This window comes from Streptomyces sp. DSM 40868 (assembly GCF_011820545.1).
Taxonomy (GTDB): Bacteria; Actinomycetota; Actinomycetes; order Streptomycetales; family Streptomycetaceae; genus Streptomyces; species Streptomyces eurythermus.
The window spans coordinates 1,649,634-1,664,811 of record NZ_CP050504.1 but is presented as its reverse complement, the minus strand read 5'-3'; the positions used below and the strand labels follow the sequence as shown (position 1 = coordinate 1,664,811).

The following is a 15,178-nucleotide window of genomic DNA, read 5'->3' as shown; positions in this document are numbered from 1 at the left end:
GCGGGCGGCCGGGGCATGGGGCGGGCCGTCGGGTACGGCCCGACTGCCGGGGCGGTGCGGGCGTTCGGCGGCGCGGTGGGGACGGCCTACTGCGTCCCGCTGCTGTGCGCGATGCACGCGACGTCGATCCGGTCCGCCAGCTTGGCCAGCTCGATGGTCAGCGCGGCCACGGTGTCCTCGTCGAGCCCCTGCTCGCCCGCCTCGACCAGATGCAGCCACCGCGCGCCCACGGTCCGCAACAACTTACTCACGTCGGCCGCGGAGACCTGCAAGGCCCCGCGGTCGTCGACGATCAGAGGCAGGGTCACTTCGCGGTTCACAGAACGGGATGGTAGCCGCGCGGCCCTCACGCACCCTGCCAAACCGTGGTGATGTTGCAGAACTCCCGGATTCCGTGCCCGGACAGCTCACGCCCGTACCCCGAGCGCTTCACCCCGCCGAACGGGAACGCCGGGTGGGAGGCGGTCATCCCGTTGACGTACACCGAACCGGCCTCCAGGTCCCGGGCGAACCGCTCGACCTCGGTCTCGTCCCGTGTCCACACGTTCGAACTCAGGCCGAAGTCAGAGTCGTTGGCGATGAGCACGGCCTCGTCCACGTCGTCCGCCCGGTACAGCGTGGCGACCGGTCCGAACGCCTCCTCGCGGTGCACGCGCATCTCCCGGGTGATGCCGGACAGCACGGTCGGCGGGTAGTACCAGCCCGGCCCGTCCGGCCGCTCGCCGCCGCACAGCACCGTCGCCCCGCCGTGCCGGGCGTCGTCGACCAGCTCCTCCAGGTCGTCACGGCCCCGCTCGCTGGCGAGCGGCCCGATCTCGGTGTCCTCCGCCAGCGGGTCGCCGACCTTCAGGGCCCGCATGCCCGCGACGAACTTCTCGGCGAAGGCGTCGTAGACATCGGTGTGCACGATGAACCGCTTGGCGGCGATGCACGACTGCCCGTTGTTCTGCACCCGCGCGGTCACCGCGACCTCGGCCGCGCGGTCGAGGTCGGCGGAGGGCATCACGATGTACGGGTCGCTGCCGCCCAGCTCCAGCACCGTCTTCTTGATCATCTCCCCGGCGGTGGACGCGACCGCCCGGCCCGCCGGTTCGCTGCCGGTCAGGGTGGCCGCCTTGACCCGCTCGTCGCGCAGGACGTCGTCCACCGCGCCGGAGCCGATCAGCAGCGTCTGGAAGCAGCCCTCCGGGAAGCCCGCCCGGTGGAAGAGGTCCTCCAGGTACAGGGCCGTCTGCGGCACGTTGGAGGCGTGCTTGAGCAGGCCCACGTTGCCGGCCATCAGGGCGGGCGCCGCGAACCGGACCACCTGCCACAGCGGGAAGTTCCACGGCATCACGGCGAGCACCGGGCCGAGCGGGCGGTAGCGCACCCGCACCCGGGCGGCGCCCGAGTCGCGCACGTCCGACTCGGCGGGCTCCTCGTCGGCCAGCAGCCGTTCGGCGTGCTCGGCGTACCAGCGCATCGCCTTGGCGCACTTCGCCGCCTCCGCGCGGGCCTGCCGGATCGGCTTGCCCATCTCGGTGGTGACGACCCGGCCGATCTCCCGCCGGTCCTCGTCCAGCAGCTCCGCGGCCCTGGTCAGCAACCGGGCGCGCTCGGTGAACGAGGTCGTCCGGTAGGTGCGGAACGTCGCCTCGGCCAGCTCCAGCCGGCGTTCCAGCTCGTCCTCGTCCATGGGCTCGTACGACTTCAGCGTCTCGCCGTTCGCCGGGTTCACCGTCGCGATGGGCATGACCGACCTCCCTGGGAGCGGGCTTGTCTCGACCTTCGCGCGCGGCCCGGCAAGTCGCAACGCGACAGGTCCTCGGATCAGCCCGAGTGCTCCGCCAGCCGGTCGAGAAACGCGGCCTGCGCCGTGATGATCACCGCACGGGCCCGGTCCGGGGTGAACCACGCCACCCGGTCCAGCTCCGGGAACTCCTGGAACCGGCCGGAGCGAGGCGGCCACTCCATGGTGAACGTCCCCGGCTCGATCGTCTCCGGGTCGAGGTCCGCCTCCACCGCCCAGACCGTGACGATCTTGCCGTTGCGCTGCACGACCTCGCCCAGCGGTACGGCCTCACCGTCCGGCGGCGCCACCCCCAGCTCCTCGCGGAACTCCCGCCGGGCCGCCTCCCAGGCCGGCTCCGCCGGGTCGTACTCGCCCTTGGGTACGGTCCAGGCGCCCGCGTCCTTCCTGGCCCACAGCGGGCCGCCCATATGGCCGAGCAACACCTGAAGGCCCTGTTCCGTGTGCCGGAACAACAGCAGTCCCGCGCTGCGCCTCACCGTCCGCACCGTCATGTCCCGGCCTCCGGATGGGCCGCCAGCAGGGCCTGAACGGTGTCGGCCTCCTCGGGGCGCTTGTCCTCGCGGTAGCGGAGCACCCGGGCGAAACGCAGGGTGACACCGGCCGGATAGCGGGTGGAGCGCTGGAGGCCGTCGTAGGCGATCTCCACGACGAGTTCGGGGCGCACCCGGACCACCCGGCCGTCGTCCTCGACCGCCAGCTCCCGAAGCCGCTCGGTCTGCCAGGCGAGCATCGCGTCCGTCATGCCCTTGAACGTCTTGCCGAGCATCGCGAAACCGCCGTCCTCGGTGCGGGCGCCGAGGTGGAGGTTGGACAGCCGGCCGGTGCGCCGGCCGTGGCCCCACTCGGCGGCCAGCACCACCAGGTCCAGGGTGTGCACGGGCTTGACCTTCAGCCAGGACGCGCCACGCCGGCCCGCGCTGTAGGGCGCGTCGAGCGCCTTGACCACCACGCCCTCGTGCCCCCGGGCCAGGGTGTCCGCCAGGAACCGCTCCGCCTCCGCCAGGTCCCCGGGCCCCGAGACCAGTGTGCGCCGCACCCGCATCGGCTCGGGCACCAGCCGGGCCAGCTCCGCGTGCCGCTCGGCGAAGGGCAGGTCGAGCAGGTCGCGGCCGTCCACCGCGAGGGCGTCGAAGAAGACGGGGGAGACCGGGACCTCCTCGGCCGCCCGCGCCACGTCGGACCGGGAACCCACCCGGCCCGCCGTCTCCTGGAAGGACCGGGGCCGCCCCGCCGCGTCGAAGGAGATCACCTCGCCGTCCAGGATGAACCCCTCGCAGGGCAACGCCAGGGCGGCGGCCGTGACTTCGGGCAGCCGGCCGGTGATGTCGTCCAGGGTGCGGGTGTGGATCCGCACCCGTTCGCCGTCCCGGTGCACCTGGACCCGGATGCCGTCCAGCTTCTCCTCCACCGCGCAGGCGCCCAGCTTGCGCACCGCCTCCGCGACCGACGACGCGCTGTGCGCCAGCATCGGCAGCACCGGGCGGCCCACCGTGAGCCGGAACCGCTCCAGCGCCGCCGGCCCCTCGCCGAGCAGCGCCTCGGCCACCGTCTGGAGCGACCCGGCGAGCATCACGGCCCGCCGTACGTCCGCCGGATCCGCCTGGGTCGCCCGGGCCAGGCCCTCCACCGCGACCGCGTCCAGCGCGCCCTGGCGGACCTCGCCGGTGAGCAGACCGAGCAGGAAGCGCTGCTCGGCCTCGGTGGCCGCGCCCATCAGCTCACCGACGACCCGGGACCGCTCCGCCTGGGCCCCGGGCCCGGCCACTTTCCCCAGCTCGGCGAGCCGGGCGTCGACCTCGCGCACGGTGAGCGTCGGCTCGGCGGCCGGCGGCACCGGACGGCCCAGCACCTTCCAGCCCACCCCGAGCCGGCCCTGCGGCAGCCGTCCGGCCAGATAGGGGATGACGATCGGCACGTCCGCCGGCTCGGCCTCCCGGAACAACTCCGCGAGCAGCGCGGTCTTACGGGACCGCGCCGCCGTCGCGGCGACCTCCCGGGACACCTCGGCCAGCCGGGTCAGCAGCATGTCCCCAGAGTGCACCGGGGGCGCGCGGTCTACACCCCCACAGCCGCGTGGAGGCCGCTCATCAGCGGTTCCCCGTTGACGGCCGCGCCCACGGGGCGCGTGGTTTCTTGTCTGCGGGGCGCGTCGTGGCTGCTCGCGCGGTTCCCCGCGCCCCTTACGGGGCGCTTGCGTCGAGGTCGGTCATCAGCAGTTCCGCGTTGATCGCCGCGCCCGCCCGGTAGCCCCGGCTGGCCGCGTTCACCACCTGCTCGGTGAATCCGCTCGCGTTGCCCGCCGCCCACAGCCCGGGCACACTCGTCAGGCCCCGTTCGTCGATCACCGGGTAGTCGCCGAACGGGGTCTCGTGCAGGTCCGCGCCCAGCTTGACCAGGAGATCGTTGTTCGCGACGGCGCGCGGGGCGGCGTACAGCACCGCGCGGTCGTGCACCGTGCCGTCCGAAAGCCGGACTCCGGTGAGCCGGTCGTCGGTGACCACCAGCCCCGCCACCTCCCCGGGCACCACCGCGACCCCGGCGGCGGCCAGCCTGCGCAGGTCCTGGTCGGTCAGCTCGGCCTCGTCCACTTGGTGCAGGAAGAGCCGTACGTCCTTCGACCACTGGGTGACCATCAGCGCCTGGTGCACGCTGAGCGGCGAGGTGGCGAGCACCCCGGTCGGCAGGTCGCGCATTTCCCAGCCGTGGCAGTACGGGCAGTGCAGCACATCCCGGCCGAACCGCTCGGCCAGGCCCGGGACCCGCGGCAGCTCGTCGCGCAGGCCGGTCGCGATCACCAGCCGCCGGGCCCGCACGGTCCGGCCCCCGGCGAGGACGACGGTGAAGTCCGTGTCCCGGCTCGCGTCCACCACCCGGTCCCGGACCAGCTCCACCCCGTACCGGGCGATCTCCGCGCGCCCGACCGCCAGGAACTCGGCCGGGGACATGCCGTCCCGGGAGAGGTACCCCTGCATGTGCGAGGACGGCGCGTTGCGCGGCTCGCCCGCGTCGACCACCAGGGTGCGGCGCCGGGACCGGCCCAGCACCAGCGCGGCGGACAGCCCGGCCGCCCCGCCGCCGACGACGACCACTTCGTACTTCTCGGTCATGGTGACCACCTCCGCCCCGACCGTCGCCCAAGCCGTGCCGCATTGACAAACACCTTTGCCGAATCTGCAATAAGGTCATGAGTACCGACGACGTTCTCGCCGAGGTCGGCCCCCGGCTGCGACGGATCCGCAAGGAGCGGCAGGTCACCCTGGCGGCGCTGTCCGAGGCCACCGGCATCTCCGTCAGCACCCTGTCCCGGCTGGAGTCCGGCCTGCGCAAGCCCAGCCTGGAACTGCTGCTGCCCATCGCCCAGGCCCACCAGGTCCCGCTGGACGAACTGGTCGGCGCCCCGCCGGTCGGCGACCCCCGGGTGCGGGCCCGGCCGATCACCCGGCACGGGCGCACCCTGTATCCGCTGACCCGGCAGCCCGGCGGACTCCAGGCGTACAAGGTGGTCGAACCGCAGCGCGGCGCCGAGCCCGACCCCCGCACCCACGAGGGCTACGAATGGCTGTACGTGCTGTCCGGGCGGTTGCGCCTGGTGCTCGGGCAGCACGACGTGGTGCTCTCGCCGGGCGAGGCGGCCGAGTTCGACACCCGGGTGCCGCACTGGTTCGGGCCGGCGGGGGACGGGCCGGTGGAGTTCCTGAGCCTGTTCGGGCCGCAGGGGGAGCGGATGCACGTACGGGCGCGGCCGGCCCGTTCCTGACGTGAGCGTCGTGCGCGGGGTTGCCGCTGCCTGACATCCGCTCGCGTTCGGGGCCCGTCGGCTGTTCCCTGATCGGCAAGCGACCGCTTAGTATGCGGTCGGACCCGGTCAGACGAAGCAGTCCCGTGGAGGCCCCGCATGCAGGCATGGCAAGTGCACGAGAACGGCGAGCCGAGCGAGGTGATGCGCCTGGCGGAGACGGAGCGGCCCACGCCCGGCGCCGGCCAGGTGCTGCTGCGGGTGCGCGCGGCCAACGTCAACTTCCCCGACGCGCTGCTGTGCCGGGGCCAGTACCAGGTGCGCCCGCCGCTGCCCTTCACGCCCGGCGTGGAGATCTGCGGCGAGACCGAGGACGGCCGCCGGGTGATAGCCAACCCCGCGCTGCCGTACGGCGGCTTCGCCGAGTACGCCGTCGCCGACGCCCGCACCCTGCTGCCCGCTCCCGAGTCGCTGGACGACGCCGAGGCCGCCGCCCTGCACATCGGCTACCAGACCGGCTGGTTCGGCCTGCACCGGCGGGCCCGGCTGGAGGCGGGGGAGACCCTGCTCGTGCACGCCGCCGCCGGGGGCGTGGGCAGCGCCGCCGTCCAGCTCGGCAAGGCGGCCGGCGCCACCGTGATCGGTGTCGTGGGCGGGGAGAAGAAGGCCGCCGTCGCCCGGGAACTGGGCTGTGACGTGGTGGTCGACCGGCGCGCCGAGGACGTCGTCGCCGCCGTGAAGGAGGCCACCGGCGGCCGGGGCGCCGACGTGATCTACGACCCGGTCGGCGGCGAGGCATACACCCAGTCCGCCAAGGTCGTCGCCTTCGAGGGCCGGATCGTCGTCGTGGGCTTCGCCGGCGGCACCATCCCCACCCCCGCCCTCAACCACGCCCTGGTGAAGAACTACTCGATCCTCGGCCTGCACTGGGGCCTGTACAACACCAAGAACCCGGAGCTGGTCCGGCACTGCCACGAACAGCTCACCGAGCTGGCCGCGCGGGGCGCCGTCAAGCCGCTGGTCAGCGAGCGGGTGCCGCTCGCCGGCGCGGCCGGTGCCGTGCAGCGGGTCGCCGACGGGGTGACCACCGGCCGGATCGCCGTCGTACCGGAGAAAGGAGCCGCCGCATGACCGACGCCGACGAACTGCGCAGCCGCACCCGGGAGTTGCTCGACCAGTACCCGCCCGCGAGCACCGACCGCCTGGACTTCCTGCGGGCCCGCTTCGACGCCGGCCTCGCCTGGGTGCACTACCCCCAGGGCCTCGGCGGCCTCGGCGCCCCGCGCTCCCTCCAGGGCGTCGTGGACGCCGAGCTGGAGGCCGCGGGCGCCCCCGACAACGACCCCCGGCGCATCGGCATCGGCCTCGGCATGGCCGCGCCGACCATCCTCACGTACGGCACCGAGGAGCAGAAACGGCGCTATCTGCGGCCCCTGTGGACCGGGGAGGAGGTCTGGTGCCAGCTGTTCAGCGAGCCCGGCGCCGGCTCCGACCTGGCCGCGCTCGGCACGCGGGCGGTCCGCGAGGGCGACGAGTGGGTGGTCAACGGGCAGAAGGTGTGGACCTCCAGCGCCCACCTCGCCCGCTGGGCCATCCTCATCGCCCGCACCGACCCGGACGTGCCCAAGCACCAGGGCATCACCTACTTCGTCTGCGACATGACCGACCCGGGCGTGGAGGTCCGGCCGCTGCGCCAGATCACCGGCGAGGCCGAGTTCAACGAGGTCTTCCTCACCGGCGTCCGCATCCCCGACAACCGCCGCCTCGGCGCGGTCGGCGACGGCTGGCGGGTCGCCCAGACCACCCTCAACAACGAGCGCGTCGCCATCGGCGGCATGGCCCAGCCCCGCGAGGGCGGCATGATCGGCGCCGTCGCGAAGACCTGGCGCGAGCGCCCGGAGCTGCGCACCCACGAACTGCACCAGCGGCTGCTGACGCTGTGGGTGGAGGCCGAGGTGGCCCGGTTCACCGGCGAGCGGCTGCGCCAGCAGCTCGCCGCGGGCCAGCCCGGACCCGAGGGCGCCGGCATGAAGCTCGCCTTCGCCCGCCTCAACCAGGAGATCAGCGGCCTGGAGGTGGAACTGCGGGGCGAAGAGGGCCTGTTGTACGACGACTGGACCATGCGCCGCCCCGAACACGTCGACTTCACCGGCCGTGACGCCGGCTACCGCTATCTGCGCTCCAAGGGCAACAGCATCGAGGGCGGCACCAGCGAGGTGCTGCTGAACATCGTGGCCGAGCGCGTCCTGGGCCTGCCCGCCGAACCGCGCACCGACAAGGACGTCGCCTGGAAGGACCTCGCCCGATGACGGATCTGCTGTACTCCGAGGAGGAAGAGGCGCTGCGCGCCGCCGTCCGCGACCTGCTCACGGACCACTGCCCGCCGGCCGGCGTGCTCGCCCGCACCGAGTCGGACGCGCCCCACGACCGCGCCCTGTGGAAGTCGCTCACCGAGGACATGGGCCTGGCCGGCCTCCTGGTACCCGAGGAGCAGGGCGGCCAGGGCGCCTCCCACCGCGAGGCGGCCGTCGTCCTGGAGGAACTGGGCCGGGCCGTCGCCCCCGTGCCGTACCTGACCAGCGCGGTCGTGGCCACCGAGGCGCTGCTGGCCTGCGGCGACGGGGAACTGCTGGGGCAGCTGGCCTCCGGGCGCACCATCGGCGCCCTGGCGGTCGGCCTGCACACCGGCCCGGCCACCGGCGTCAGGACCGTACGGCTGGAGAACGGCACCCTGCACGGCGAGCTGACCGGCATCGCGGACGCGGCCGTCGCCGACGTACTGCTCGTCCCGGCCGACGACGGCGGCCTGTACGCCGTCGCCGCCGACGCCGTGACCATCCTGCCCCAGACCTCCCTGGACCTGACCCGGCCACTGGCCACCGTACGGCTGGCGGGCGCCCCCGGCCGCCGCGTCGGGGACACCGAGCCCGCCGTACGCCGGGCCCTGCGCGCCGCCGCCGGACTGCTCGCCTCCGAGCAACTGGGAGTGGCCGACTGGGCGTTGACGGAGACCGTCCGCTACCTGAAGGAGCGCAAGCAGTTCAACCGGCCGGTCGGCGGCTTCCAGGCACTCAAGCACCGGCTGGCCCGGCTGTGGCTGGAGGTGGTCCACCTGAGGGCCGCCGCCCGCGCCGCCGCCGACGCCCTCTCCTCGGGCGTGGACACCGACATCACGGTGGCCGTCGCCCAGGCCTACGCCGCCCCCGTCGCCGTACGCGCCACCGAGGAGGCGCTGCAACTGCACGGCGGGATCGGCATGACCTGGGAACACCCCGTCCACCTGTACCTGAAGCGGGCCAAGGCGGACTCGATCGCCTACGGCACGCCGGGCGCCCACCGCGAGAAGCTGGCCGCCCTGGCCGACCTCCAGGCCCCCTGACCCCCACCTGGTGAAGCCCGCCCAACCCGGGGCGGGCTTTCCGTGCGGCGGAGGGTGAGGCGCGGGTGCGGGCGGGTGGTCTGCCGGTGAGCCAGGCTTCGATGCAGACCCGTGAGGGAACGGGTGCTGTCGGGGAACCAGGGGCGATGTCTACGTCCACGCCGGTCCGCCGTCGTTCGTGAACACCGCGCCGACGGGAGGGGGCCGACCGTTCTGGCGCTCAGGCGCGCACTAGGAGGACCACCTCGCGTGCTGGGATGATGCCGTCCGCGCGGTCCTGCAGCGTGGTGATGCCAAGAGCGATGTCACGGCACATCGTCTGGATCTCCATCCCGTCACTGCGGTGTGCGAGGGTCATGGTCGCCACCCTCAGCAGATCGGCGGCTTCCCGCTCCTTTTCCAGACCACGGGCGACCGTCTCCGCTCCCAGGTCGGCAATGCTGGCCGCCAGTCGGCGGTTTTCGCTGATCGAGGGGTCTCCATGGATGGGGGCTATGAGCCGTGGTGCGCGTTCCACCGTGTCGGGGAGGGCCGTGAGCAGCTCCATCAGAAGTCGAGGGGACGAGGGGCGAATCAGAGCCTGACGCGAACTGATGTCGATTGACGGGAAGGTCGCGACGGGGTCGAAACTCAAGTAGCGTGCCGTGTTCGTGATCGCACGCACCGCGTTGGTGAGTAAGCCGTGAAGCCTGGGATCAGTGTGCTGATAAGGGAACCAGGCCCCCGCGTCGGAACTCTCAATGGTGCCGATCCCGCTTCCGACAGCCCGCTCGTACACGCGCTCCAGGGGCACTGACCAGGGGTGGGGCATGCCCTCCGGCGCCCAGCAGACCGGTGTCCGGTCGCTCCAGTCATGCGGAGGCTGGGCCCATAGTGAGCACTCTGGAGGCAGCAGCGGTTGCATGGCGGGATCTGAGGCCTCGTTCCAGGTGGGCAGCCGGAAGACGGCAGAACCGTCGAGCACGTCGTTCACCCATCGGACCAGAGCCTCTGGCGCGCCCGGCGGAATACCGAGGAACGCAGGACCGTAGTCGGTGGTGGCGGCCCGTGACCGTCGTCGAGACCCTTCCTCGTCTTCGGGGCGGAACTCCGGATGGGCGTCGGTGAACAGACGGTAGACATCGTGGTTGACCGGCAGCGCGCTGACCAGTACTCCGTCCGCCAGCCAGACGACCTGGCGCAGATGGCGGGCGATCGTGGCCCCTGTCATTATCCGTCGACGGGGCGAGTCCACCGGCGACCGCAGCGCCTCCAGGCGCAGTTGTTCGAGGCGCTGACCGAGCTCATGCGGCTTCTGCCGGGCCTCGTCGTAGCAGTCGAGCGCGAGTCCCAGTGCCTCGGCGGTGTCCAGCTCAAGGCACGCCTCGATGACTTGGTCGGGTGGGTTGACCGCCGCCCACAGCAGAATGGTCTCGCGCCACCAGGGCTCGCTGATCCTCCGCTCCAGGAGGTGGCCCATACCGTTCTGATGGATATGGTAGGCCGCCAGATACTCCTGGAAGGTCTGGTGCGCGAAGCTGAACTGTCCGGGTTCACGTTCGATGAGCAGCCCGGTGCGGGCGATGGACGTCAGGAAGGCGTCCGCGGACACCCCGGGGAGTTCGCGGACGAGTGCCGGAAAGAGCAGATCCGTGGCGAGCGCCCCGCCGACGGGCAGCGAGCGGGTCTGATGGACCATCATCCCGTACGCGAGTTCCCGTAGCACTGCTTCACGGGCCGGTCCCGCGTCGGCGTCCTTCCAGAGCCCCTTGGCCTGGTGCCTACGCCACAGCAGCACCTGGCAGATCTGGCCGTACAGCTCAGCCCGGGTGCCGGGCAGCGCTCCGAGATAGCGGTGCACGTTGCAGAGCATGGTGAGCAGCAAGGGGTTGGAGGACAATCCGTAGAGACTGGGCTGGGCGCGCAGCCGGTCGATGAGATCCTCGGCCGAGGCGTACGCCGCCGCTCCTGTGCCCCTGCTGCCCGAGAGGCGCTCAACGGCGACGTACCAGCCGTGTACAAAGCGGCGGATCTGGTCCGGCGTGAAGCGGCGGACCACGAGCACCTCGGCACCGTCCAGTGGCGCGGCGTCGTAGCCCTGTGGCCGGGTGGTGAGCACCCAATGATTGTCCGGGTAGCGGGCGACCTGCGTCTCCGCCCACTGCACCAAGCGCCGGCGCGTGGACGGGTCGGCGACCTCGTCCAAGCCGTCGAGCAGCACCACACAGCGGCCGTGTTCCAGATGGTCCTCGAACCACCCGGCGGGCGCTTCCCCCAGAGCCGCGGCCGAGAGCGTCAGTCGTGCGACGTCGGCGATCGCCAACCCCGGACCCGCGACGCCGTCTCCGACTATCTGCTCGACGTGGTCGCGCAGAGTGACAAAGACCGGCAGCCGGCGCTTCGCCCACCGCCGTGCCCGGCGCCGGGCGTACACCACCGTGGTGTGTTCCAAGAGCGTCGTCTTCCCCGTGCCGGGGGCGCCGATGACGACAAGGGACTGCGGACCCGGATGGTCCAGGAGGTCCAGGAGAGATCTGCGCTCGCCGTCCGGAACCTCCTGCTCGGGGTCCGCGAGGGTGACGTTCTGAGCCTGGTGCAGTGGGCTTGGCCTCAGGCTTACGTCGACGAATACGTCATCGAGGCGGGGGTTCCGCGCTCCCTGGATGATCAGGCCCTTGACGCCGCCTGCCGAATGCCGCACGACCAGGTATCGGCGATACCTCCGCTCGTACCGGGTGAGGCGCGCCAACAGCAGCCGCTCGACCCCGTCAACCACCCGCTTCGCCAGGCGACTCTCCAGCTCTTTCGAGATGGAAGCGACGAACGCGAGGACAGCCAGGGCTACTTCGTAGGCGCAGAGAAGTCCCACGGCCAGCAGGGGATGGCTCTCCACCCTCGGCCAGAGCTGTGTTCCCACGACCAGGGGAGCGCCGACCCCCAGCCCCAGCAATCCCGTACGACCGATGGACAAGCCCTTGTCGCCCGCCACGGATCCCCCTGTCCAGCACCGAACTCAGCGCCTTGCACGGCGTCCACTACGAGATGCCCGCACCTGGATGGCTTCTACCGCCGGTACGCCACCACCACGCTGGGTGGCAAGGAAGCCGCCAAGACGGTCCTGCACAACCTCTGCACCTCACCCTGAACTGGAAGGCCATGCTCAAGCAGGAGAGCCTCGAGGCCTACGTGCGGCGGGCACTGAAACTCCAAGCGACGCCCGGCACCCGTGTGTCACTCAAGGGGTCGTGCGGTTCGCGATGTCCGTCAGGTCGTCGGCGGCGGCGCTTGTGACCCCGCGTTCGGCTCCATGGCGCGAACCCTCTTCCGGGGTGTTGGACAGGCGGGCTGTGGATGGTCCTGTCGCAGCCCTCGGCGGCTCCTCCCGCGCGGGCGTCAGCTCGATTCCGCGAACCCGGCGCAGCCACCGCAACAGCATGTACAAGCCGACACCGAGGGTCCCGCACGGCTCCCAGATGTCCGTAAACAGCGCGCCGAAGCCCCCGTCACCCACGATGTACACGGCCTGGCCGCCCACCAGCAGCGCGACCAGTGCCTGCGATCGCGATTCAGAGGCGAGCACCCAGTCGACCGGCACCCACAACGGCGCGACCATGTCTTTCAGACGAAAGCGGACCGCCGCGAACAAGAAGCCGGCCACCAGGTGGAATCGCTGGCGGCGCGACAATACGATCCCGTTTTCCGGATCAGCCGCCAGAAGGGTCGCCCACTCGTCTCCCAGGTGCGGACGGCGGCGGCCGGCAATCCAGGCCGCTACGGAGACGGTACGGCGAACGAGCGGGGAAGGCCTCTCAAGATCCTCGTACGGCATCTCCGGCTCACAAGGAGCCTCGGCCACTGTATACGTGCAGTACCAGAAGTCGAGAACGATGCGCGAGATGATGGGCAGATTCGCAGCTATGTGCCCAATGAGGAGGACGGAGAGCGATGGCAGGAACCAGTAAGGCGAGCGAAGTGGGGGGACGAGCGTCTGAAGCAACCAGACTTCTGTCCCGATGTATCCGATGAGGACCGCGACTCCGAAGGTGCGGACCAAAGGGATCCGCTGCTGCGGCACAATAAACGTCGGTTGAGGCTGGTCTGGCATCAGAGGGAATTACCTTCCCCGAACGCTGGACGCAGGGTGATGCTACGGGCGGCGAAGGCTTCGCGCGTGAACTGCGCACCTGCGCTGGTCAGTGCGTAGTAGCGGCGGGCTGGCCGCCCGGGGTGCGGGCCGGACTCCTCGGTGGCGGTGATCCACCCGTTGCGCTCCAAGCGCTCCAGGATGGGGTAGACGGTGCCCGAGCCGAGCTGAGCCTCCAGACAGATCTTCAAGCCCCAGGCAGGATCATCGGGTTTGGACGCCATGAGGACCTTGAGGACCTCAAGTGTCGGGCGCGTCAGGCGAATTGGCGGCATGCCTCCATCATGGAGGCAGCCTGAACCATATGTCGAGTACGACATACGGTAGGAGCCTTTCCTCCACGTGACTACGTTCCCCCGCCCCGCCCCGCTCCGGCTCCGGTGAACCGCTCCGTAACGTCGCTACTTGTCGAAGCCGTAACAGGTGGCGCTACCGGGGCCGGAGGCCGGCTTCGGTCCAGTCCCGCAGGTGGTGCCTATGCCGGCGAGGACCTGGAGGCCGTGGACGACATCGACGTCTTCGTGGACCTCCCTGACGGATCCCGGTGGAGCGCGACCATCCTCACTCTCGCGCAGGTCGAGATCTTGATGAAGCGGTGGGCCACGAGCGGGGAGGCCCTGGGCGGCCGCTACTTCTGGTGCCCGGACGGACTCATCGTCCGCGATGCCGGCATCAGCAACATGACCCGGGTGCTCACCGGTCTGATCGAGAACGGCGAGTTCGCGCGGATCCTTCACCGCCTCGACGAGTGACAAGCCACGTTCCGGGCCGCCGACAGCGCCCGGATGGGACGGGCCTTCCGTGTGGCGGAAGTGAACAGCGTGCCAACTCGTTGCCCCGACCGGGTCGTTGAGGCGCGTCCGCACGCATACTCTCCCCGGTCCCCATCACCCCCAGGGAGGCAGCGCATGACCCTCACCACCCGCCGCGGAGCCCTCGCCACGCTCGGCGCCGTCCTCGCGGGCACCCTCGCCCGGCCGACGAGCGAGGCACTGGCCGCGAGCGACACCGGGCCCGCGAACGACGTACCGGCCGTGAGCGACGTACGGGCCGCGAGTGACGTACCGGCCGGTGGTCGTCGGCCGCGGTCCCGTCCGTTGTGGCGGGCCCATGCCCATAACGACTACGCGCACCCACGTCCCCTGCTCGACGCCCTCGATCACCGCTTCGGCAGCGTCGAGGCCGACATCTTCCTCGTCGACGGTCAGCTCCTCGTCGGTCACGAGGTGTCCGACCTCGACCCGTCCCGCACCCTGGAATCCCTCTACCTGGAACCGCTCGCCGCCCGCGTCGCCGCCCACCACGGCGCCGTCTACCGCGGCGCGCGCCGGCCGCTGCAACTCCTCGTCGACATCAAGACCGAGGGCGCCGCGACCTACCTCGAACTCGACCGTCATCTGCGCCGCTACCCGCGCCTGTTCACCCGGTACGCGCGCGGCCGCGTCCACCCCGGGCCGGTCACCGTCGTCGTCTCCGGCGACCGGGCGGCCCGTACCCCGATGGCCGCGCAGACCGAGCGGCGCGCCTTCTACGACGGCCGGCTCGCCGACCTGACCGGTTCCGTCCCGGCCTCCTTCGCCCCGCTCATCAGCGACAACTGGACGCAGAACTTCACCTGGACGGGCACCGGGGCCTTCCCGGACACCGAGCGGCGCAAGCTGCGGAGCATCACCGCCGCCGCCCACGCGCGCGGACAGCGGGTCCGGTTCTGGGCCACCCCCGACACCGCCGGCCCGGCCCGGGAAGCGCTGTGGACCGAGCTGCTGGCCGCCGGGGTGGACCACCTCAACACCGACGACCTCGCCGGGCTGGAGGCATTCCTCGACGCCCACGCCCCGGCGTAAGACCACACGATCGGCGGACGTGTCAGCCGCCCGGACGAACCCTCCGCTACGTCACACTTGCGCCCGAACGCCGCATATGAGGCGTGGCGGAGGAGGTTCCGATGGCGATTTCCATCTCGGTGGTGCTGCTGCTCCTGATCCTGGTCGTGATCTTCATGCGCAGTGGTGCGCTGAAGGTCTCGCACGGCCTGGTCTGCATGCTGTTCGGCTTCTACATGGCCTGTACGAGCATGGCACCCACCATCCACAGCGGGCTGACCGCGACGGCCGACCTGGTGAGCAGCCTGCGGCCCTGACGCGGCCG

General features: G+C 71.5%; 14 protein-coding genes and 1 pseudogene. 7 read left to right on the top strand and 8 right to left on the bottom strand.

Annotated features, from left to right (window positions below; genetic code table 11):
* Positions 1-86: 86 nt before the first annotated feature.
* From HB370_RS07355 to HB370_RS07335, 5 genes are all read right to left on the bottom strand, one after another.
* Entirely contained in the window at positions 87-320 is a 234-nt protein-coding gene (locus HB370_RS07355; RefSeq protein WP_030603860.1) for a DUF6213 family protein, read from the bottom strand.
* Between the two features lie 26 nt (positions 321-346).
* Entirely contained in the window at positions 347-1,732 is a 1,386-nt protein-coding gene (locus tag HB370_RS07350; protein WP_030775215.1) for an NADP-dependent succinic semialdehyde dehydrogenase, read from the bottom strand.
* Positions 1,733-1,809: 77 nt separating this feature from the next.
* Entirely contained in the window at positions 1,810-2,283 is a 474-nt protein-coding gene (locus HB370_RS07345) for an NUDIX domain-containing protein (RefSeq protein ID WP_030775217.1), read from the bottom strand.
* Positions 2,280-3,818 carry an ATP-dependent DNA ligase gene (locus tag HB370_RS07340; protein WP_030775219.1) on the bottom strand — a complete coding sequence of 513 codons (1,539 nt, stop codon included), beginning with the start codon at positions 3,816-3,818 and terminating at the stop codon, positions 2,280-2,282. The genes HB370_RS07345 and HB370_RS07340 overlap by 4 nt, the downstream gene beginning before the upstream one ends.
* Before the next feature lie 154 nt (positions 3,819-3,972).
* Positions 3,973-4,899, bottom strand: a complete 927-nt coding sequence (locus tag HB370_RS07335; RefSeq protein ID WP_030775220.1) for an NAD(P)/FAD-dependent oxidoreductase — start codon at positions 4,897-4,899, stop codon at positions 3,973-3,975.
* 77 nt (positions 4,900-4,976) lie between these two features.
* On the opposite strand from HB370_RS07335, the gene HB370_RS07330 reads away from it, so the two are divergent.
* From HB370_RS07330 to HB370_RS07315, 4 genes are all read left to right on the top strand, one after another.
* A complete protein-coding gene (locus tag HB370_RS07330) occupies positions 4,977-5,549 on the top strand; it encodes an XRE family transcriptional regulator (RefSeq protein ID WP_030775222.1) in 573 nt (190 codons plus the stop codon).
* Positions 5,550-5,687: 138 nt separating this feature from the next.
* A complete protein-coding gene (locus HB370_RS07325; protein WP_030775224.1) occupies positions 5,688-6,659 on the top strand; it encodes an NADPH:quinone oxidoreductase family protein in 972 nt (323 codons plus the stop codon).
* Entirely contained in the window at positions 6,656-7,837 is a 1,182-nt protein-coding gene (locus HB370_RS07320) for an acyl-CoA dehydrogenase family protein (protein ID WP_030775226.1), read from the top strand. Before HB370_RS07325 ends, HB370_RS07320 begins: the two co-directional genes overlap by 4 nt.
* Entirely contained in the window at positions 7,834-8,907 is a 1,074-nt protein-coding gene (locus HB370_RS07315) for an acyl-CoA dehydrogenase family protein (RefSeq protein WP_030775228.1), read from the top strand. Before HB370_RS07320 ends, HB370_RS07315 begins: the two co-directional genes overlap by 4 nt.
* A 220-nt stretch (positions 8,908-9,127) precedes the next feature.
* Here the strand turns inward: HB370_RS07315 and HB370_RS07310 are convergent, their stop codons facing one another.
* From HB370_RS07310 to HB370_RS07300, 3 genes are all read right to left on the bottom strand, one after another.
* A complete protein-coding gene (locus HB370_RS07310) occupies positions 9,128-11,875 on the bottom strand; it encodes an NACHT domain-containing protein (protein ID WP_051815205.1) in 2,748 nt (915 codons plus the stop codon).
* 246 nt (positions 11,876-12,121) lie between these two features.
* Positions 12,122-12,991 carry a hypothetical protein gene (locus HB370_RS07305; RefSeq protein WP_051815206.1) on the bottom strand — a complete coding sequence of 290 codons (870 nt, stop codon included), beginning with the start codon at positions 12,989-12,991 and terminating at the stop codon, positions 12,122-12,124.
* Positions 12,991-13,305: a MarR family transcriptional regulator gene (locus tag HB370_RS07300; protein ID WP_030775232.1), complete on the bottom strand. Its 315-nt coding sequence runs from the start codon at positions 13,303-13,305 to the stop codon at positions 12,991-12,993. Before HB370_RS07300 ends, HB370_RS07305 begins: the two co-directional genes overlap by 1 nt.
* A gap of 204 nt (positions 13,306-13,509) precedes the next feature.
* Between HB370_RS07300 and HB370_RS07295 the strand changes: the two are divergent.
* The 3 genes and pseudogenes from HB370_RS07295 to HB370_RS07285 form a co-directional block, all read left to right on the top strand.
* A pseudogene (locus tag HB370_RS07295) lies at positions 13,510-13,782 on the top strand (hypothetical protein); the annotation flags it as partial.
* A 156-nt stretch (positions 13,783-13,938) separates the two neighbouring features.
* Complete coding sequence (locus HB370_RS07290) at positions 13,939-14,874, top strand: phosphatidylinositol-specific phospholipase C/glycerophosphodiester phosphodiesterase family protein (RefSeq protein ID WP_030775235.1); 936 nt, start codon at positions 13,939-13,941, stop codon at positions 14,872-14,874.
* A 101-nt stretch (positions 14,875-14,975) separates the two neighbouring features.
* Positions 14,976-15,170 (top strand): hypothetical protein, encoded by a 195-nt coding sequence (locus HB370_RS07285; protein ID WP_030775237.1) that lies wholly within the window; start codon positions 14,976-14,978, stop codon positions 15,168-15,170.
* Positions 15,171-15,178: the final 8 nt, after the last annotated feature.